Source organism: Antarcticimicrobium sediminis (assembly GCF_004348975.1).
Classification (GTDB): domain Bacteria; phylum Pseudomonadota; class Alphaproteobacteria; order Rhodobacterales; family Rhodobacteraceae; genus Antarcticimicrobium; species Antarcticimicrobium sediminis.
The window spans coordinates 46,229-65,448 of sequence record NZ_SMFP01000018.1 but is presented as its reverse complement, the minus strand read 5'-3'; the positions used below and the strand labels follow the sequence as shown (position 1 = coordinate 65,448).

Here is a 19,220-nt window from a genome sequence, read left to right as displayed (position 1 = left end):
CCAACATCCCACACTGTGCTCCCCGATAGCCTCGGGGGCATTATCCACATCAGTGTAAGGGGGTCATTTTTGGACGCCGATCACCCCGCTACGGGGTCAATTTTGCATGCCTGTTCACAGGATAGCGATCCGCACTTCGCAAGCGTGCAGAAGCAAGACAGCGCCCTACAGACTGCTTCCGTGTTCAGTTAGTCCATATGGCCTTTACTATAGGTCCATATGATCTATATTGGGCGCAAAGGAGACCACGATGCAAGTTGTCGCCAAGACCCGTGACCCCGCTCAGATCAACGCCGTTGCGCTCAAAGCCTATGCGCGCATTGTCGATGCGTGGGCCCTAAGCCTGAAAGATGCCGCAGGCCTCGCAGATATGTCCGACAGCACATGGAAGCGCGCCAAAAAGCCTGATTTCGCAGGAGAGTTGACCAAGGATCAGCTCCTGCGCCTCAGCGCAGTGATTGGCATCTACAAGTCGCTCGAGCTCTATTTTTCCGAACCACTCGCGAGAAGTTGGTTCACGCGGCCGAACGCGGGCCCCTTGTTCGGCGGCCACCGCCCCGTTGAGATGGCGATCGAAGGCGGCCTGCCACAGATTCTTGCCATCCGGACCTATCTCGATGCCCTGCGCGGTGGCGCATGAGGCAAACCGAGATTTCGGATCGCGGGCTCGTTCGCCTCTTGCCCGCAACCTACCACAAGCCACCCGCCCTCCGGGGGCTCGCCGATACGGATGATGAACTCGAGATCCTCGCGGAGATCGAGGGTTTGACCAGCGGGCGTCTTCAGGCTGAACGGGGCCGGAACCCACATCTGGATCCGCGCGAGCTTGCCTGGCGGCGCCGAAGCCGAGACCTGCGAGTTTACGGCGACAGCCACGTCAATGCGGCCTTCACCTACACGCGGCCGGGCGGGAACCGCTTCAACTCCGGCGACCGCGGCGCTTGGTATTGTGCCTGGGATGTCATGGTCTCCGTCAGTGAAGTGGCCTGGCACAGGACGCGTGAGCTTGACTACACGGACTGTTTTGAGGATGGCGCCCGCTATGTCGAACTACTGGCGGATTTCATTGGGGTTTTCGATGATGTTACCGATCAACCAGATAATCCGGCGCTCAATGCCGATCCCGATGTCGGATATCCTGAGGGCCAAAGCCTCGCCCAACACTTGCGGCGTGAAGGCTCACGTGGGTTGATCTACCCGTCGGTCCGAGCGCCAGCGCCAGGCGGAAACTGCCTCGTATGTTTCGAACCACGCGCGATCCAGAATGTCCGCCCGGGCGCGTCCTGGGATCTCGTTTGGGAAGGTACGCCGGACTATTCGATAATCGCGGTAGCCTGAACCTTCACCGGTTCCCGTCGATCCACTTCGACATCAGACCCTTGTCGCGGAAACACTCATCCGGCACGGTCCGCCGGTTGATGGGCGCGAGACGCTCGGCGAAGGTGACTTACCCCGAGATTAGGCGGCTACCCGCTTTTTGCAGTCCCGGATATGCTAGGTATCGCGCCCAGAAACCCGGGCAAGGTAGGGCGTGTCGTCAGCCGGCTTCTTCATTTCGTGGTATCTTCTTGGTCATCATCGCAACGATCTGCGTCGCGATCTCGAGTTCAATATCAGCGGAAATTTCTAGCCGAACCATTCCAGGTTTCCCTGCCGGTCGTATTGTAAAGTCCGGGTCTTCCGGGCGACGCAGCGGAATGCCGTCCAGAGATTTTCTCTTAGGCACGATTCGGGAAGGCTTGGTGCCGAGCGCCTCAGCGATGATCAGGAGCTTGCTGTCCGGGATCCGCGTTCTCCCGGTCGCATATCTGCTGATTGCATCGCGCGAGAGCCGAGTCCTCCGGGCAAGCTCAGATTGATTGATGTCCGCCTCTTCGAGAGCTTTCCGGAAAAGCTGCGGTACAAGCAGATCGGAAATCACCTGATCGTGCTGCTCGGGGCCGTCAAATACCTCCGGGTCGTAGATCTCTTCGTGTTCGTTGGTCATGTGTGTCCCTCAATGTATGTTAAATGTATTTTTGTATTATTACTCGAGTCAACTTGCATTTTCAGGGTTGACCCATTTCCGGATTTCCGGGTAGCTTCAGCTCATGACCAACGCTTGCTTCATACGCATATAACGTGCTGACCCGGACACCGGGTCGCAGTCACGCTTATTGAGGAAGCCGCACCCCTGCTTGATTTGTGCGGATCAATAGAAGGTCATATCCCGATGTCTTGGACTCCGGCCACGTACGCAATTTTGCTGCGATATGAACATATATTTCAGCCTTTTGAGCTGTTCGTTCCGGGCGGCGAGATCCCGGATCGGCACGTCACAGTGCTCGAGCAAGCCTGTGATTGGCTCGATAACTACACTCACCAGCACCCTGCCGCAGGGATCTAGATCGCAGATGCCAGCGTGAAGTGGGGAGAACTCTGCATCAGCGCATTCCCTGACATCGATTTCGTAGAACTGCAGATGTCTGGTATCGGACAAAAATCCGAATCTTCTGCCTGAAATTTTGCGGGAGTCAGCACAGGTGTGCAGGCGGGCCTTATACCTCCGCGGCGCCAGATCAGCGTGTCCGGCCCGGATCGTTACCGGGGACTCCTACCAAGAAACCTCTGGGAAAAGGTGAGTACCATGGCGAAAAAAGCCCAAAAGTGTCAGTTCGCGCAGTATTCGCGCTTGATCGCCAGCGCGATCTTTAGAGCGCGCTACAACATCGCAGACGACGAACTCAAAGATGTTGTACCGTCCAAGATCATGACGGCAGAGCAGCAGGTCCGCGCAAAGTACAAGCCGTGGTCGTCTCCTCGTCTAGCGCGGTCCGTCGCCCGAGAGCTCCGGGATATCGAGTGTAAGTCGTACCTCGACAGCATCGACTCACTGGCGTGGTTGCAGTGCAAGGCCCCAAACGGGAGCAGGAATCTCTACAAATTCATCCGCTACCGGAAAGAGCTTTTCCGGCATTCCCTGAGCTGGATCCTCAGTGAGCTCCGGGATCGCCGTCTCGGGGAGTTCGCAGGGCGGAGCCGGCGGGAGATCGACGTCGATCAGGAAGTGCAGAACCAGGAACTTATTCTGCAAGACGCGCTCTGGGATCTTCAGCGATCGACGAAGCGCAGCGCAGAAGAGCGGGAAAACGAAGTGGTAATCTTTACTGCGGCCGAGCGCTCCTCCGCGAAGCGCGAGGATTCCTCGCTCAAGCACTTCCGCGCGCAGCTCAGTGAGCCGATGCCGCTAAGGCGTGCGTATGACCGGCACCACCTCGACGAGATGATCGCTGAATCCTACGCGGCCGCGCCCTGGATGAGGGAGCCGATCGAATGGCTATGGCGGCACAACATCTTGCTGATCGATGACCCCCATCCAAGGATCGAGATTCCGCCGATCCTGCTTGTCGGTGATCCCGGAACCGGGAAGACCCACTTCGCGACGCTGTTCTGCAACATCCTTGGATTGACTTGTGCGCGGATCGACATGAGTGCGCGGAGCGCATCGTTTGACATTACGGGAACCGAATTCGCTTGGTCTTCTTCAACTCCGGGTGTGCCGGTCCGGGCGCTCGCATCATCGCCGCATGCAAACCCAGTGATCGTGATCGACGAAATTGACAAGGCCGGCAAGGGCACGAATGGTGGATCGCCTGTTCACGCGCTCCTGCCGCTACTGCAGCGCGACATGGCGCGAGCGTTCTTGTGTCCGTCACTCCAAGCGACAGTCGATCTAAGCTGGTGCGGCTGGATTGCAACCGCCAACGATGCCGACCTGGTTCCGGCTCCGATCCTCGATCGCGTCAAAGTTTTCCGCATTGAAGCGCCTAGGGGGAAGAACCTGTCCGAACTGGTCTGGCGCACACTCGAGCCGGTAGGTGCTGAACCCGAGGTGATCGACGAAGTATGCCGGCAGATCGAATCCGACCGTATGAGCCTCCGCGGTCTCGGTCGACTCGCTCACGAATTCAGATCGCTGCAGTCGCAGCCGACCTTACATTAATGAAAGGGTATCGAAATGAAAATCGTTAAATGGATCGGCGTGAACGTTGCACATATCGCGCTCGCGACAGTCACGTCGATGAGCGTCTGCGGCGCGCTCTTCGTCATCCCCGCATTGAACGGCGGTGACCCGAGCTTGATCTGGTCTCTGATCGGGATCGCTTCGGCTATCACCTGGGGCGCGCTCAATTTGGTCAGCGATGATTTCCCCGCACCACTGCAAATTGTTTACGCAATTAGCGCATTCATTCATTTTTTTGCAATTGGCACTCTCGCAGTGCTGCAAGGCTTGCTGTTTGTGATCACGATCTTGTTCCTGATCTTCGGAGACCCGCCGGCCTTGAATAGCGAGTTCGCGTTGATGGTCAGCAACTGCGTAATGCTTGTCGTGCTCGCCTGCGCAACGGCAGTGATCTTTTTCGATGTATGACTCACACAGCTAACATTATCCGGGGTAATGTGTGCCTTGTGAGACAAAGGCCCCTCAAGCGAGGGGCCTTTAATATTCTTGGATGATGTCAAGGGCGTTGTCACACTGTTGCCATCTAGATATCACTTCTTCCGACTGGTTTCGAGACAGATCCCGGAACGTCGAGCCGTCTACACGCATCTGCCTACCTTCCGGATCGACGCTCGGTCTTTCGCCACGGGCTAGAACTATTGAGGGGACGCTGCCCGCCATTCCGGTCGGGTGATAAACACAATTGCTAAGCATACGCGTTAGCTACACCACGGGATTCGCGAAGAGAACCCATGACGATATTTGCAACAATACCTCCCTTTTTATATTTGCGCTTTCCGAGCTTTCAATTTCAGCTATCAAAGCTCGATAATATATATAACCTGCAGCTATTCTATATTATCGAGCCTTGCATCATGCTTGGGTTCGCCTTGCGTGCCAATCAGACGGCAACCACGCCCCTAGAAACCCTTTGGCTTGTAACTATATCTTGGATTACCGCTGGGGGTAACGACGCCAAGGCCCTTGATGAACCCCACTGAACTTTACGACACACTGGCGGGTATTTCCGGCGGGGTGCTCTTCGGCAAGAGGTTCCACTATGCGCCCGATCTTGCGGCGATGACCGACATTACCCGCGCATCAACAACGGTGTCTATCGTGCCGGCTTCGCCACAACGCAGCAGGCCTACGAAGACGCTTTCGACCAGCTGTTCGACGCGCTCGATACGCTCGAAGCCCGGCTGGGCCGCTCACGCTATCTGCTGGGAGATCGCGTGACCGAGGCCGACTGGCGGCTGTTCACCACTTTGGTCCGGTTCGATGCGGTCTATCACGGTCACTTCAAGACCAATCTGCACCGGATCGAGGATTATCCGAACCTGTCGAATTATGTCCGCGACCTTTATCAGGTGGCGGGTGTCGCCGAGACCGTGAGCCTCTGGCACATCAAGCAACATTACTATGTGAGCCAGCGGACCATCAATCCGACGCAGATCGTTCCCAAGGGCGGCGAGCCGGATTTTGCTCGCGCGCATGACCGCGATCACGTCACCCTGCGCGCGGCCGGCTGACGGCACCTGCCTGCTCGGCATTGGGATCTGCGCGCTATCGCACAGCAGATGTCACATCCTCGCCAATAGCGATTTCGCCTCCAAGGCTCATCTTGGATGCATAAGGACAAAGGAGCCTCTCATGACGTTCAGACCGGTCGCAGCCACCAGCAAGGCACAACCCGCAATAGAGGGGGCAGGCGTGCATCTGCAGCGCGTGTTCGGTTTCGACGATCCGTCGTTGACCGATCCGTTTCTAATGATGGACGATTTTCGCAACGATGATCCGCGGCTTTACTCCAAGGGGTTCCCTTGGCATCCGCATCGCGGGATCGAAACGATCACCTATGTTCTGGACGGTCAGGTCGAACATGCGGATTCTCTGGGGAACCGCGGCCTGCTCGGCCCGGGCAGCGTTCAGTGGATGACCGCCGGATCGGGCATCGTGCATCAGGAAATGCCTGCGGGCAACGCCAAGGGCCAGATGCACGGCTTCCAGCTCTGGGCCAATCTGCCCGCGTCGCTCAAGATGACGGCGCCGCGCTACCAGGACATTACCGCCTGCGACATCCCCGTCGAGGGCGATGACGACGGCACGGTGGTCAAGGTGATCACTGGCTCGTTCTGGGGCAAGACCGGCCCGGTGGACGGGATCGCGGCCAATCCGATGCTGCTCGATGTCTCAGTGCCCGCCGGTCGGCGCAAGGTGCTTCCGGTGGACACGCGGGCCAATGCGCTGGCCTATGTCTTTGCCGGTTCCGGCACGTTCCGCGATGCCAGCGATCCTGTCGGCATCAAGGTCGAAAAGGAATATCGCGGGCAAGAGCTGAATATCCGTGATCAGACCGGCAACCGCACGCTGGTCCGTTTCGGGTCTGGCGACGAGATCACGGTTCAGGCGGGCGACGATGGCATTCGTTTCCTGCTGATGACCGGAAGACCGATTCAGGAACCCGTCGCCTGGCGTGGTCCCATCGTGATGAACACCCAAGAAGAACTACGGCAGGCAATCTTTGAACTGAACAACGGCACCTTCCTAAAGCAAGCGTGAGGATGCCGCACGGTACGCAATACCAACCAACTGAAAAGGAAAAGACAATGGCACAGCCTAAGATCGCAATTATCTTCTACTCGACCTACGGAACCAACCATGCCGTCGCCTTGGCGGCGGCAGAGGCCGCCCGGGATGCAGGTGCGGATATCCGCCTTCGCCGGGTTCCCGAGACGGCCCCGAAGGAGGTTGTCGCGACTCAGGACGCCTGGAAAGCGCAACTGGACAAGATGGGCGATATCCCCGAGGCGACGGCCGACGACATGGAATGGGCCGACGGTTATTTCTTCTCGACACCGACCCGTTTCGGCGTGGCCGCCAGCCAGCTTCGGGCCTTCATTGATACGCTGGGCGGGCTCTGGGGTGCCGGTAAGCTGGCCAACAAGACCTTCACGGCCACGACGAGCGCCCAGAATCCGCATGGCGGTCAGGAAGCGACCATTCTCAGCCTGTACACCACTGCAATGCATTGGGGCGCCATCATTGTCGCGCCGGGTTTTACCGATCAGTCGATTTTTGACGCTGGCGGCAACCCCTACGGCTTCTCGACCAACGCCAATGGCTTTGACGATGCTGGGAAGGCGGCAGTGACCCATCAGGCCAGGCGCCTGGTCGAGATGACCGGAAAGATCACCGGCTGATCGAGACGGCAGATCGCGGGCGATATCGCGGCGCAAACCAGCGCGCCCCACCGCCCGCGAAACCGGTCATACGCAGCAAAAATATCAGTGGCATTGCCAAGTTGTTCAGCCGATGCTGAGATTTTTCTACGTTTGGCAAGTCATGGTTTCATTTCGGCGGCATAGTCTGCCCACAGGCTGAATGCATCTGCCCGGGCGTGGCGATAGGATGTGGCGGTGAGGCGATACCGGCGGGGTTTGAAGATCGTGTTGATCTGGTCATGTGCGGCAAGGAAACGCTGTGCCTGTCTGGGCGACTTGAACCGGCCCATGATTTTCTCTCGTCGCCGCGTCGGCCTATGACTTCCTTCGATCCGGTTGTTAAGGCCCTTGTGGGCTCGGTGATCGGCACCTTGAGTTTGCTGAGCGATCGGCCTGATGTAGCTGCGCAGCTTGTCGGTGATGACGACTCTTGGCTGGCCGAATTGAGCGATCAGCCTTGTCAGAAATCGCTTGGCGGCTTTGGCATTGCGGCGTGTTTGCACAAGAATGTCGAGTGTATCACCGTTGCCATCGACGGCCCGCCAGAGCCAGTGCTTCACGCCGTTGATCGGGAGCACGACCTCGTCCAGGTGCCATTTGTCGTTTGGGCGCGGCCGGTCCCGGCGGATGCAGGCGGCGAAATGCGCACCAAACCGGTTGACCCAAAGACGAATGGCTTCGCGGCTGACGATGACGCCGCGCTCCGCCAACAGGTCCTCGACATCCGCCGTGCTGAGCGCAAAGCGATGGTAGGCCCAGACCGCATGGGCGCCGATCTCGCGCGGAAAACGAAAGCCCTTCAGGCGCGGCATTGACGGCGGTACTTTCATGCCTCAACTGTTACCCAAGTCAAAAGCGGCAAACAACTTGGCAATGCCGTCGGAGGGCATCGGGGGAAACCCGCGCGCCGATAATTTGCTGGCCATGGTTGCCCGCCTGAAGCAGCGCGAGGGCGTGTCGTTTTCGCTGACACCGAACAACGGACTTCACGCGTAACTTTTCACCCAAGGCGTCTTGCATGCAAGCATGCTTTCGTGAATGTGGGTAGCTCTCCCTTAGCGCGATTTGCGAGTGCATAGGCAATAACCAACTGTTAGGATGCCAAAAACAATAAGGAAATCTCGATTTGAGCAGTGAGATCGCAAGCCAGGGCAGCCTATTTACTTCCGACTTTTTGACGGAGTCCATTCAAGACGTTTCGGAATGGAACGCGCTTGGCGATGCTGATCTTGAAAAGTTTGGTGAGAGCATTCGCGGTCATTTTGACAGCTTCCCAATTTCTCAAACACCGAATGAAAGCCAGACAGAAGATGATCTGATCTGGCCAATTCTTGAAGCGCTTGGCTGGACGGAATCGCTGCGCCAGCAAAACCTGTCACCGAAGGGACGCGAAGACGTGCCCGATGGTTTGCTGTTCGAAAGTGTGGAAACGAAAGCCAAGGCGAACGGCTTCCCCGAAGAGTGGAAGCGCTACGAGTTTGGCCGCGCCGTGGTCGAATCCAAAAGATGGGCGCGCCCCCTCGATCGGCGTTCTGGCCGGCGCGGGGAAGAAACCGCGCCCTCGACCCAGATGCTCCGCTACTTGCGTCGCATCGACGACATCACGGGCGGCACACTCCGTTGGGGTATTCTGACCAACGGCTCAAAATGGCGACTCTACTTCTCAGGCGCGCGGTCTGTGTCTGAGCAGTTCTTCGAGCTCGACATCGCCGCGATCCTCGATCTGCCAGGGCACAATGACGGACTTTTCGCGCTTAATGAGGACGATCGCCGTCATTGGCTGAAGGTCTTCTTGCTGGTTTTCCGGCGCGAGGCCTTTGTGCCTACGGGCGCTGATCCGCGCACCTTCCACGAAAAAGCTCTCGAAGAAGGGAAATTCTACGAAGAGCGCGTTTCCGAAGACCTATCCAACAAGGTTTTCGGGGAGGTGTTTCCTGACCTGGTGCGCGCGATCGTCACAGCCGCGCCCGAGGCCGATTTGCAGGCAGTGCGCGAAGCGGCGCTAATCCTGCTCTATCGGCTCTTGTTCATCCTCTACGCCGAAGACCGTGATCTCTTGCCGGTCAAAGACACGCGCTATGACGATTACGGGTTGCGCAACAAGGTGCGCCTCGATGTCAAAGAGCGCAAAGACAAGAATGATGTCTTCTCGGAAACGGCCGCACGCTATTGGGGCGCGATGGCTGACTTGTTTGTCGCGATCGACCAAGGCGACGCCTCGATCGGTTTGCCACCCTACAATGGCGGTCTCTTCGACCGGGAGCGCCATGCGATCCTGACCAATATCCGCATCCCCGATGCGGTCATGGCGCGCGTGATCGACGCCCTGTCCTTTGAAGTAACGCCAGACGGGCGGAAATACATCAACTATCGCAACCTCTCGGTGCAGCAGCTTGGCTCGATCTACGAGCGACTTCTCGAATACGAGGTGACGCGCGACGGCGACGAAATCACCGTTCAGCCCAACATCTTCGCGCGCAAGGGATCGGGCAGTTACTACACGCCCGACGACTTGGTTCAGCTCATCTTGAGGGAGACCCTTGAGCCGCTTGTCGAAGAGCGCAAGAGTGCCTTCAGGGACAAGATCACGGAACTGGAAGGCAGCACCCGCGCTGATGATCGCAAGATTGGGCAACTTCGCTTGCATGACCCCGCGACCGCCCTTCTTGATCTGAAAATCTGTGACCCCGCCATGGGCTCCGGCCACTTCCTTGTGAGCCTTGTCGATTTTATGGCCGACCAGGTGATCACCGCCATGGCCGAGGCCGAACTCGATGCGCCCGAGGAATGGGGGGATTACATTTCGCCGCTTGGCGAGCGGATCGACACGATCCGCAACACTATCCTTGCCAATGCCGATGAACGAGACTGGACAATCGACGAGGAACAGCTTGACGACCGGCACATCATCCGCCGCATGGTGCTCAAGCGCTGCATCTATGGCGTGGACAAGAATCCGATGGCTGTGGAGCTCGCCAAGGTGGCGCTCTGGCTCCACACCTTTACCGTGGGCGCCCCCTTATCCTTCCTCGATCACCATCTTCGTTGCGGTGACAGCCTTTTCGGCTCTTGGGTGAAGAAGGGCATCGACAAGGCCGCGACCTACGGCACGCCGCTCTTGCTAAAGGGACCCATCGACGCTGCACTTGAAAGCGCTTCAAAGATGCAGTTGATCGAAAACCTTACGGATGCCGAAATCGCTGAGGCGCATCGTTCAGCAGATGTTTTTAAGCAAATCGAACGGGAAACTGCCCCTCTTGATGCACTCTTAAAATTAATCCATGCGATCGACTGGCTTGATATAAAAGACAAGAAACAAAAGGCTGTACTACGTGATTTTTTTGATGGCACGTTTGGCGATCCGCTTGAGATCGCTATTGGTAAGCGTCCTCTAAAGCGACCCAAAGCCAAGAGCGCGGAAGAAACAATCAAAGGTCAACTGACAGCCGCAGAGAAATTCGATCTGTTTGCAGATATTTTCGCGCAAGCGCAGATTCTCATCGCAGAGGAAAATTTCCTTAACTGGCAAGTGACGTTCCCAGGCATCTGGTCGGATTGGGAAGAAGAAGAGCTGACGGGCGGGTTTCATGCCGTAATTGGCAACCCGCCGTGGGATCGGATGAAGCTGCAACAGGTCGAGTGGTTTGCTGAACGTCGCCCCGCAATTGCCATGGCGCAGCGCGCATCGGATCGCAAGAAGATGATCAAGGCGCTTGAAGAGGCTGGCGATCCCTTGGCGCAGGATTATGCCAAGGCGTCCGAGCGTGCCGAGGCTGGAACGCGCATGGCGCGGAAGGGCGGGGACTACCCCTTACTGTCTGGCGGCGATGTAAATCTCTATTCGCTTTTCGTAGAGCGAGCGATGACCGTGGTAAAGCAAGACGGACTGATCGGCTTGCTTGTCCCGTCTGGCATCGCGTCAGACAAGACAGCCGCGAAGTTCTTCAAGGGCGTGGCGACTGAGGGGCGGCTGAAGGCACTTTATGATTTCCAAAATAAGGGAGATGGACGCGACCTGTATTTTTCTGATGTTCACCCGCAGTTCAAGTTTTCCGCGTTCGTGGCTAGCCCTGCACCAACTTCAAAACCTGCACGATGTGCGTTTTTCTTGAACCTTGTGAGTGATCTATTGGAGCCAGATGTTGGCTTTGACCTAACCGCTGAAGACTTTGCCCGCGTCAATCCGAACACTGGCACCGCCCCGATTTTCCGCTCTCGTCGCGACGCAGAATTGACCAAAGCCATCTACGCCGCCGCGCCGATTCTCGTGGATCGTTCTGGGGGGGAGGTGATCAAAACCTGGCCGGTGAAATATCTGCGCATGTTCGATATGACCAACGACTCCGGCCTCTTTCGTACTAGGGACGAGCTTGAAAACCATGAAGGGGCTTATCCCATAGGCGGCAATGTCTTCGGCAGCGCAGCAGGCGATTGGGTTCCGCTTTACGAAGGGAAGATGATCTGGCACTTCGATCATCGCGCGGCATCTATTGTAGTGAACGAAGAGAACCAACATCGACCAGCATATCCGTCAAGAAGTTTGCCGGAAAGCTTGGCTGATCCTGCCTTTTGTCCTACGCCCCAGTTCTGGATCAAGGCCGAAGAAAAACCGAAAAACATGAAGCCTGTGCTAGCGTTTCGGGACGTAACTAACCCGACTGACAGGCGCACAATGGATGCTTGTTTCATCCCGTATCATTACGCCGGAAACACGTTGCCCTTGCTTGTATCGGAAGAGGGCGCTGTGCATTTAGCGCCTTTGCTAGCAAATATGAACACAATGGTTTTCGATTACGTTTGTAGGCAGAAAGTTCAGAAAAATCACCTTAGCTGGTACATTGTCGAGCAACTCCCTGTCATTCCACCCGAGAGCTTCGATGAATGGCGCTTCGGTTCCAAAGCCGCCGGAGAGATTGTTCGCGAGATCGTTTTGGAACTCACCTACACCGCCCATGACATGGAACCGTTTGCGCGGGATATGGGCTATGTAGACGAAGCGGGAACCGTGAATCCGCCCTTCACCTGGGACGAAGAGCGCCGCCTTGTCCTGCGCGCCAAGCTCGATGCGGTCTTCTTCCACCTCTACGGCATCACAGACCGTGACGACATTCGCTACATCTACTCGACCTTCCCGATCGTCGAGCGCGAAGAGGAGGCCGCCTATGGTGGCAAATACCGTTCTTGCGAGCTGTGCCTCGCTTACATGAACGCGCTCGCCGCCGGAAACCCCGACGCGGAGATCAAGCTATGAGCAACGTCAATGTCAGACGCGCGGTCGAAAACATTCGTTCGGGGACAAACGTTTACACCCCGCTTGTCGAGACCATCGTGAATGCCATTCAGGCGATCGAAGCGGGATCAGCCGAGAAGGGACTTGTCGATATTCTCGTGAAGCGGTCGAACCAGGAGGAGCTTGAGGGTGGCCAGCCGCCAGTTGAAAGCTTCACGGTCATCGACAACGGCGTTGGTTTCAACGACGAGAATAGGGATTCATTCGACACCCTCTACTCGGATCATAAAATAGCTCATGGCGGCAAGGGTTTCGGGCGCTTCACCTGTCTGAAATACTTTGACGACTTGCTCATCGAGAGCGTTTTTGAGGGCGAAGAGGGGCGGAAGAAGCGTGCCTTCAAAATGGGCAAGCAAACCGACATTATTGTCAGCGAAAACATTGAAGATTGTCCTGACGGCGAAATCGGTTCGCGGGTGACGATGCGCAAAGCCAAGCGAGCGTTTCCTGACAAGAAGGTCAAGACAATAGCCCGAACGCTTGTCGAGCGACTTTTGCCGTACTTCATCGACGCCGACTATCAGTGCCCCGAGATCGGGATCGCAGAGGAAGACGGCACAGGGCGGATCATCCTCAATAATTTCGTCAGCAATCAACTTGCGGCGATGATCAAGGAGATCCCGCTTCAGGACGGTGGGATCGTGTTTGGATCTGGTGACAAGGAGCAAACGTTCCAGGTTCGAGTTTTCAAGCTTTATTCGCCAAGAAATCAGAAAAGTAAGATCAGCTTGGTTGCCGATCGCCGCGAGGTCACGGACACGGCCATTCATAGCTTTGTGCCAGAATTCGTGGACGAGTTTTTCGAAGAGGGATCAGGTGGAGGCGAGGATCGAGACCGCAACTACATCGTGAAGGCGTATGTGTTCGGGCCTTACCTTGATGCTAACGTTTCCCTTGAGCGCGGTGGGTTCGAATTCCCCAAGGGTGATGATCTGCTTCATCCCATCTCACAAGCTGAAATCGAACAGGCCGCAGCGAATATCGCACGCGATGCATTGGGTGATACGATCACGGCGCGCCAGGAGAAGAAGCGCACACAGGTTCGCGGCTATATTGATGATTCAGCGCCTTGGCATCGAACGATTTCGGAAGAAATCGACCTTTCGTCGATGCCCTACAACCCAACGCCGGAGCAGATAGAGACGGTCTTTCAAAAGGAAAAATTCGCTCAGGAAGTGGCTATCCGACAGCAGGTCACTCAGATGCTCAATGAGACAGATGCGGCAGGGCTCAAGGACGGCCTGCCGAAGATTCTTGACCAGATATCGAAGACAAGCCGCAACGACCTGATCCATTACATCGCGCTGCGAAAGCACGTTCTCACGCTTTTTGGAAAAAGCTTCGAGCTCACCGATGATCAAAGGTATCCGTCAGAGGGCACTGTTCACGACATCATTTTTCCTCGAAAGGGAGATTCAGCAGCGACGGCTTACGAAGATCACAATCTCTGGATTATCGACGAGCGACTTAACTTCACAAATTTCGTGAGCTCAGACAGACCACTAGACGGAGGGGCGACCGAGCGCCCTGACCTATTGGTGTTCGATAAGCCAGTGCTGTTCAGGGGGGACAATGAGGCGAGCAACCCGATCACCGTTTTCGAGTTCAAGAAGCCAGGGCGCGATGATTTTGTGAACCCTTCTTCGAAGGAAGACCCCGTTCAACAGATCATTCGGTACGTGAACAACGTCAAGAAGGGAAAATTCAAAACTCCAAAAGGAAGGCAAATCCAAGTTGCTGATAACACGCCATTTTATGGCTACGTGATGTGTGAGATCACGGAAAAGGTCAAAGAGTGGCTGAAGATGGAGAAGGACTTCAAGCCCATGCCTGATGGCGGCGGGTGGTTTAATTGGTTCGGGAACAACAACCTCTACATGGAGGTGTTGAGCTGGGATAAGGTGTTGCGAGACGCAGAAATGCGCAACAGCGTCTTTTTCCACAAGCTTGGGATCGACTGATCAACCTCACGGCGTGCATATCAAGACTTCTGCGCGCCCACTCTGGCCTCATGATATCAAGAGCTTAGGCCTGCGCCGCATCGCTGAGTTCTACCGTATCGAAGCCGAGATCCGCGGCATGGGCCCCGGACAGCGGCTGTCGGCACGGCAGGCCCGCACTGCGCCGCTGATCGTCGGGTTCGGAGAATGGCTGCAAAGCCAGCGTCTGCGCATCTCGGCCAAGTCACGCCTCGGTGAGAAGCTGACCTACATCCATCGCCAATGGGACGGGCTGCAGACCTTCCTGCATGACGGTCGCGTCGAGATCGACTCCAATGCCGTCGAGAATCTGATCCGCCCTATCGCCCTGACGAGAAAGAACGCGCTCTTCGCCGGTCATGACGAAGGCGGCCGCGCCTGGGGCCGCATCGCTTCACTCATCGCCACCGCGAAGGTCAACGACGTCGAGCCCTTCGCTTACCTCAAAGCCACTCTTGAAGCCATCGCTGCCGGCCATCCCGCAAGCCGGATCGACGAACTCCTTCCTTGGAACTTCGAGCCGTCAAGCTGAAAGCCCGGTGCCCTCCAGCCGCCGCTTACGATAGACCCCTTTCCGTTTAGCAGCCTTGATGCCTTCGGCTTGCCGCTCCCGGCGAAGATTGGTTTCGAACTCTGCGAAGACGCCAAGCATGTCGAAGAAGGCCTTGCCCGCAGCTGTCGATGTGTCCACGGGCTGTTCGGTGGCCGCCAGATGAGCGCCCTTTTCCTTCAGCCTGGCGACGATGGTCTGAAGATCCTGCACCGAACGCGCCAGCCGGTCGATCCGCGTGACCACTAGGGTTTCGCCCGGATGGATGAAGTCGAGGATCGTCTTCAGCTCAGGACGGCCCTCAAGCGTAGCCCCACTGCGCTGTTCCTGCCGTACCATCCCACACCCGGCAGCCGTCAGAGCCTCGATTTGAGCATCGAGGTTCTGATCGACGGTCGATGTTCGGGCGTAGCCGATTTTGGGGCTCGGTTTGTTCATTTTGGGTGTGCCCATGACGATATGTGTTCAGTATATCAAAACAGGCTCAAAATGAACAAGTATTCCGCGACGGTTGGTGTTCATGTGCGGCGTCGTTAAGGGCATACTCAAATTGACGCATCTAGCCCTCCATAACCCAACGTGATGTCCGCCGTGTCTTTTGCCTCTGCAGTTTCGCGAACTGCTCACTGACAGCATCGGCGTGGATTTCATCATGCCCCAGCTCGACAAGCTGGCGTTGCAGGCCGTAGCCGCATGGTCCAGCTTCATAGCAGAAATACAGACGACTTCTGCCGGCGCCAAGCTTCTCCACCAGCTTGCGGACATGATCCGGGCGGTGCGGAATCGTGCCCCAGTGACGGACCTCTCCGCCTCGCTCGCTCTGTGCAACCGCGACCGAAATCGTCGCCTTATGGACATCCAGCCCGATGAACATGCTACCTTGCGGAATTCATCCGTTCTTCCCGTGCCCATAGTTCGTCTCCTTTGGTGCAGTAAATGCTATCAAAGGAGCGGCATCAAACCGCGACAGGTCCAAACGGATCGCCCTAGGAAAATGCGTTCGTGCCCTTCATGGCTCTGTCCTTGTTTGTCAAACGCGCTCAAGCATGATCGCAACTCCCTGCCCGACACCGACACACATCGTGGCGAGGGCATAGCGCCCGCCAGTTTTCCGAAGTTCCAGGGCCGCGGTGCCGGTAATCCGCGCGCCCGACATCCCGAGCGGATGGCCGAGCGCGATTGCCCCGCCATTGGGGTTCACGCGCGTGTCGTCGCCCGCGATCCCGAGGCCGCGCAGCACGGCAAGCCCCTGCGCGGCGAAGGCTTCGTTCAGTTCGATCACGTCGATCTGATCGAGATCGACGCCGGTCATCGCACAGAGCTTCTGCACTGCGGACACAGGCCCATATCCCATCACACGCGGTGCGATACCGGCGGATGCGGCCCCGACAACGCGCGCAATCGGACGTAGCCCCTGCACTTTGGCCGTCGCTTCCGACGCAACGACGAGCGCCGCCGCACCATCGTTGACCCCGCTCGCGTTGCCCGCCGTCACGGTTCCCTCTGGCCGCACGATGGGCTTCAGCCGGGTCAGGTCCTCGAGCGTCGTGCCCACGCGCGGATGCTCGTCCTGAGTCACATCCTGTGTCTTTCCCCAGCCAAGGGCGACGGTCACCGGCGCAAGCTCTTCGCCGAAACGACCCGAAGCCATGGCCGCTTCCGCCCGTACCTGCGACCGCAAGGCGAAAAGGTCCTGATCTTCACGGGAAATCCCGTAGTCATCCGCCACGTTCTCCGCCGTTTCCGGCATGGAATCCGTGCCCCATGCCTCCTGCATCCGGGGATTGACGAACCGCCAGCCAATGGTCGTGTCATAAAGCGCATTCGCCCGCGAAAACGGTGTTTCCGCCTTGGGCATGACAAAGGGCGACCGGCTCATGCTCTCGACACCGCCAGCGATGGCAAGGGACATTTCCCCGGCCCGGATGGCGCGCGCCGCCGCCGCGACGGCTTCCATGCCCGACCCGCAGAGGCGGTTCACGGTGAGGCCCGGAACGGTTTCCGGAAGGCCCGCCAAGAGCGCGGCCATGCGCGCGACGTTGCGGTTGTCCTCGCCCGCCTGGTTGGCACAGCCGAGCCAGACCTCCTCGATCATCGCCGGATCCATCCCCGGGTTGCGCGCCAGCAATGCCGCCAGCGGATGCGCCGCGAGGTCGTCTGCCCGCATCTTCGACAGGCCGCCGCCATAGCGGCCGATGGGCGTGCGAATGTAGTCGCAGATAAAAGCTTCGGTCATAGGTCTTCCATCTTAGCTATGGGTTGGAGGGGATCGGCCCCGGGCCGTCCGCCCGAGAGCCAAAGGGCGAGGACGGTCGCGGCAAGCACGATCATGCCCGTCCCTTCGACAGCCCGGTCCGGCACGAGCAGCAGGCCGCCCGCAACGAAGAGGGCGACCCGCGCCGCTCGGCCCACGCGCCCGATGCCGTAGAGATAAGCTTCGAAGGCGCAAGATATCAGCGTCAACGCCAGCACCGCCGTGCCCACCGCCGCGAAAATGGTCAGGGTCGGCCCGTTCAGGAGCAGCGCCGGCTCATAGACAAAGACGAAGGGCAACACGAAGAGCGTCGCACCGAGGCGCATCGAGGTGAACCCCGCCCGCATCCCCGAGGCGCCGGAAATCTGCGCTGCCGTGATCGCGGCGAGCGCAACTGGCGGAGTGATGTAGGAGAGCATGCCCCAGTAGAGAACGAACAGGTGCGATCCGATGGGATCGAGCCCGAGATCCACCAGCGCGGGTGCAAGCAGCGTTGCGAGGAAAATATAGCAGGCACTGACCGTCATCCCCATGCCGAGCACGAAGCTCGTGATCGCCCCTAGGATGAGCAGGAGCGGGATATTCTCGCCTCCATACTGGATCAACTCGCGTGAAAAGGCGCTGCCAACCCCAGTGATCGCGAGCGAACCGACCACCATGCCGATCCCGCAAAGCGTAGCGACGAGATGGGCGATATTGCCGGTCACGTCTTGCAACAGCGCCATGATCGCATCCGGTTTCGGGAACTTTCGATGACGCAGAAACGCCAGCATCAGCATGAGCGCCGTCGCATAGTAGGCGGCCTTGGAGGGGCTGAAGATGAAGAGCATCGCGATGAGCGCAAGAAGGGACGCAAGGTGATGCCACCCGAGGGCCAGCACGGACGACATGGAGAGCTGTTGTGCGTCGGGTTGCCCCTCAAGCCCATTTCGGGCTGCGTAGAGATCGACCTGGAGAAGGAGCGCCAGGTAGTAGAGTAGCGCCGGCACCAGCGCCGAGACCATGATCGTCGTGTAGGGCACGTCCAGGAAGGACGCCATGATAAAGGCCACGGCCCCCATCACCGGCGGCATCAACGTGCCCCCGGTCGAGGCGCAGGCTTCCGCGCCCGCGGCGTATTGCGCCGGGTAGCCTGCTTTTTGCATCGCCGGGATCGTGAGTCGCCCGGTGGTCAGCACATTCGAGATAACGCTGCCCGAGAGGGACCCGAAGAGACCGCTCGACAACACCGCGACCTTGGCCGCGCCCCCGCGCTTGCGCCCCATCAAGGCCATGGACAGATCCATGAAGAACTGCCCCCCGCCCATCCCGGCGAGCACCGACCCGAAGATGATGAACCCGACGAGCGTGTCGGCAACGACTCGCAGCGGAATACCGATGATGCTTTCCATTCCCATCGCGTGGGCGGACACCGTCTCCGAGAGGTTAAAGGACGGCCCCCATAGAAAGGCGGGCATGATCTCGGCGAACAGGGGATAGGCCGCGAAGATGGTGCAGATCACCATCAACAGGCTCCCTGCCGTGCGCCGCACCGCCTCGAGCGAAAGCAGCACCAAGAGACCCGACACGATTGCCGCTTGTGCCGGGGCAACGACCTCCCAGCCTTGGGTAATGATCATTTCGGCGTGATAGGCGAGGTAGCCCGCAACCCCGAGCGACGCCGCGCTGAGCACCAGATCGAACAGGCTTACCGGGGTACGGCGTCCCGCGCGTGCCGGGTTGATCAGGAACGCTGCCGCGAGGAAAACGCCGATAATGCAGTAGTAATAGCGGTTCGCCAGAAGCGGTAAGACACCGAAGAGCGACAGGTTGAAGGTCTGCACGACAATGATCGTCAGCCCCATCGCGCCTAGGACGGCGAGCAGGATACGGATTCCGGGTGTCAGCCGCCCGGTCGTGGTAGCGGCGTGTGGATCGGCCATGACATGCCTCCAAGATCGT

The 19,220-nt window shown here is 58.1% G+C and carries 15 protein-coding genes and 2 pseudogenes; 11 read left to right on the top strand and 6 right to left on the bottom strand.

Annotated elements, in window-relative coordinates; all coding sequences use genetic code 11:
- Positions 1-250 precede the first annotated feature (250 nt).
- Together E1B25_RS19340 and E1B25_RS19335 are read left to right on the top strand one after the other, a co-directional pair.
- On the top strand, positions 251-640 hold the full coding sequence (locus tag E1B25_RS19340) for an MbcA/ParS/Xre antitoxin family protein (RefSeq protein WP_132831226.1): 390 nt from the start codon (positions 251-253) through the stop codon (positions 638-640).
- The gene (locus tag E1B25_RS19335; RefSeq protein WP_132831225.1) at positions 637-1,338 is read left to right on the top strand and encodes an RES family NAD+ phosphorylase; all 702 of its coding nucleotides are present in this window, start codon (positions 637-639) and stop codon (positions 1,336-1,338) included. The genes E1B25_RS19340 and E1B25_RS19335 overlap by 4 nt, the downstream gene beginning before the upstream one ends.
- Before the next feature lie 199 nt (positions 1,339-1,537).
- On the opposite strand, the gene E1B25_RS19330 is transcribed toward E1B25_RS19335, so the two are convergent.
- A complete protein-coding gene (locus tag E1B25_RS19330) occupies positions 1,538-1,987 on the bottom strand; it encodes a helix-turn-helix domain-containing protein (RefSeq protein ID WP_132831224.1) in 450 nt (149 codons plus the stop codon).
- Between the two features lie 639 nt (positions 1,988-2,626).
- On the opposite strand from E1B25_RS19330, the gene E1B25_RS19325 reads away from it, so the two are divergent.
- The 5 genes and pseudogenes from E1B25_RS19325 to wrbA all read left to right on the top strand — a co-directional run bounded on the left by E1B25_RS19325 (position 2,627) and on the right by wrbA (position 7,185).
- The gene (locus E1B25_RS19325) at positions 2,627-3,982 is read left to right on the top strand and encodes an AAA family ATPase (RefSeq protein ID WP_132831223.1); all 1,356 of its coding nucleotides are present in this window, start codon (positions 2,627-2,629) and stop codon (positions 3,980-3,982) included.
- Between the two features lie 15 nt (positions 3,983-3,997).
- Positions 3,998-4,411: a hypothetical protein gene (locus tag E1B25_RS19320; RefSeq protein ID WP_132831222.1), complete on the top strand. Its 414-nt coding sequence runs from the start codon at positions 3,998-4,000 to the stop codon at positions 4,409-4,411.
- 650 nt (positions 4,412-5,061) lie between these two features.
- Positions 5,062-5,514: pseudogene (locus E1B25_RS19315) on the top strand (glutathione S-transferase C-terminal domain-containing protein); the annotation flags it as partial.
- A gap of 121 nt (positions 5,515-5,635) precedes the next feature.
- Positions 5,636-6,544, top strand: a complete 909-nt coding sequence (locus E1B25_RS19310; RefSeq protein ID WP_132831220.1) for a pirin family protein — start codon at positions 5,636-5,638, stop codon at positions 6,542-6,544.
- 47 nt (positions 6,545-6,591) lie between these two features.
- Positions 6,592-7,185: an NAD(P)H:quinone oxidoreductase gene (gene wrbA / locus E1B25_RS19305; protein WP_132831229.1), complete on the top strand. Its 594-nt coding sequence runs from the start codon at positions 6,592-6,594 to the stop codon at positions 7,183-7,185.
- 140 nt (positions 7,186-7,325) lie between these two features.
- On the opposite strand, the gene E1B25_RS19300 is transcribed toward wrbA, so the two are convergent.
- Positions 7,326-8,036 (bottom strand): IS6 family transposase, encoded by a 711-nt coding sequence (locus E1B25_RS19300; RefSeq protein WP_132831219.1) that lies wholly within the window; start codon positions 8,034-8,036, stop codon positions 7,326-7,328.
- Here E1B25_RS19300 and E1B25_RS22250 point away from each other — a divergent pair.
- From E1B25_RS22250 to E1B25_RS19285, 4 genes and pseudogenes are all read left to right on the top strand, one after another.
- A complete protein-coding gene (locus E1B25_RS22250; protein ID WP_165937688.1) occupies positions 8,035-8,202 on the top strand; it encodes a hypothetical protein in 168 nt (55 codons plus the stop codon). The genes E1B25_RS19300 and E1B25_RS22250 overlap by 2 nt on opposite strands.
- Positions 8,203-8,332: 130 nt before the next feature.
- Positions 8,333-12,457 (top strand): Eco57I restriction-modification methylase domain-containing protein, encoded by a 4,125-nt coding sequence (locus E1B25_RS19295; protein ID WP_132831218.1) that lies wholly within the window; start codon positions 8,333-8,335, stop codon positions 12,455-12,457.
- Positions 12,454-14,457 (top strand): ATP-binding protein, encoded by a 2,004-nt coding sequence (locus E1B25_RS19290; protein ID WP_132831217.1) that lies wholly within the window; start codon positions 12,454-12,456, stop codon positions 14,455-14,457. The genes E1B25_RS19295 and E1B25_RS19290 overlap by 4 nt, the downstream gene beginning before the upstream one ends.
- A 52-nt stretch (positions 14,458-14,509) precedes the next feature.
- Positions 14,510-15,007: pseudogene (locus E1B25_RS19285) on the top strand (IS66 family transposase); the annotation flags it as partial.
- Here E1B25_RS19285 and E1B25_RS19280 read toward each other — a convergent pair.
- From E1B25_RS19280 to E1B25_RS19260, 4 genes are all read right to left on the bottom strand, one after another.
- On the bottom strand, positions 14,999-15,478 hold the full coding sequence (locus E1B25_RS19280; protein WP_245510783.1) for a recombinase family protein: 480 nt from the start codon (positions 15,476-15,478) through the stop codon (positions 14,999-15,001). The pseudogene E1B25_RS19285 and the gene E1B25_RS19280 sit on opposite strands and share 9 nt — an antisense overlap.
- Before the next feature lie 106 nt (positions 15,479-15,584).
- Complete coding sequence (locus E1B25_RS19275; protein WP_206338592.1) at positions 15,585-15,899, bottom strand: hypothetical protein; 315 nt, start codon at positions 15,897-15,899, stop codon at positions 15,585-15,587.
- Between the two features lie 156 nt (positions 15,900-16,055).
- Positions 16,056-17,261, bottom strand: coding sequence for a 3-oxoadipyl-CoA thiolase (gene pcaF / locus E1B25_RS19265; protein WP_132831216.1), 1,206 nt, complete (start codon positions 17,259-17,261; stop codon positions 16,056-16,058).
- Entirely contained in the window at positions 17,258-19,201 is a 1,944-nt protein-coding gene (locus E1B25_RS19260; protein ID WP_132831215.1) for a TRAP transporter permease, read from the bottom strand. Before E1B25_RS19260 ends, pcaF begins: the two co-directional genes overlap by 4 nt.
- Positions 19,202-19,220 lie beyond the last annotated feature (19 nt).

Coding starts and splice junctions, on each gene's coding strand:
- E1B25_RS19340 (WP_132831226.1), top strand. CDS start 251: ATGCAAGTTGTCGCCAAGACCCGTGACCCCGCTCAGATCAACGCCGTT.
- E1B25_RS19335 (WP_132831225.1), top strand. CDS start 637: ATGAGGCAAACCGAGATTTCGGATCGCGGGCTCGTTCGCCTCTTGCCC.
- E1B25_RS19330 (WP_132831224.1), bottom strand. CDS start 1,987: ATGACCAACGAACACGAAGAGATCTACGACCCGGAGGTATTTGACGGC.
- E1B25_RS19325 (WP_132831223.1), top strand. CDS start 2,627: ATGGCGAAAAAAGCCCAAAAGTGTCAGTTCGCGCAGTATTCGCGCTTG.
- E1B25_RS19320 (WP_132831222.1), top strand. CDS start 3,998: ATGAAAATCGTTAAATGGATCGGCGTGAACGTTGCACATATCGCGCTC.
- E1B25_RS19310 (WP_132831220.1), top strand. CDS start 5,636: ATGACGTTCAGACCGGTCGCAGCCACCAGCAAGGCACAACCCGCAATA.
- wrbA (WP_132831229.1), top strand. CDS start 6,592: ATGGCACAGCCTAAGATCGCAATTATCTTCTACTCGACCTACGGAACC.
- E1B25_RS22250 (WP_165937688.1), top strand. CDS start 8,035: ATGCCTCAACTGTTACCCAAGTCAAAAGCGGCAAACAACTTGGCAATG.
- E1B25_RS19300 (WP_132831219.1), bottom strand. CDS start 8,036: ATGAAAGTACCGCCGTCAATGCCGCGCCTGAAGGGCTTTCGTTTTCCG.
- E1B25_RS19290 (WP_132831217.1), top strand. CDS start 12,454: ATGAGCAACGTCAATGTCAGACGCGCGGTCGAAAACATTCGTTCGGGG.
- E1B25_RS19280 (WP_245510783.1), bottom strand. CDS start 15,478: ATGGGCACACCCAAAATGAACAAACCGAGCCCCAAAATCGGCTACGCC.
- E1B25_RS19275 (WP_206338592.1), bottom strand. CDS start 15,899: ATGTTCATCGGGCTGGATGTCCATAAGGCGACGATTTCGGTCGCGGTT.
- pcaF (WP_132831216.1), bottom strand. CDS start 17,261: ATGACCGAAGCTTTTATCTGCGACTACATTCGCACGCCCATCGGCCGC.
- E1B25_RS19260 (WP_132831215.1), bottom strand. CDS start 19,201: ATGGCCGATCCACACGCCGCTACCACGACCGGGCGGCTGACACCCGGA.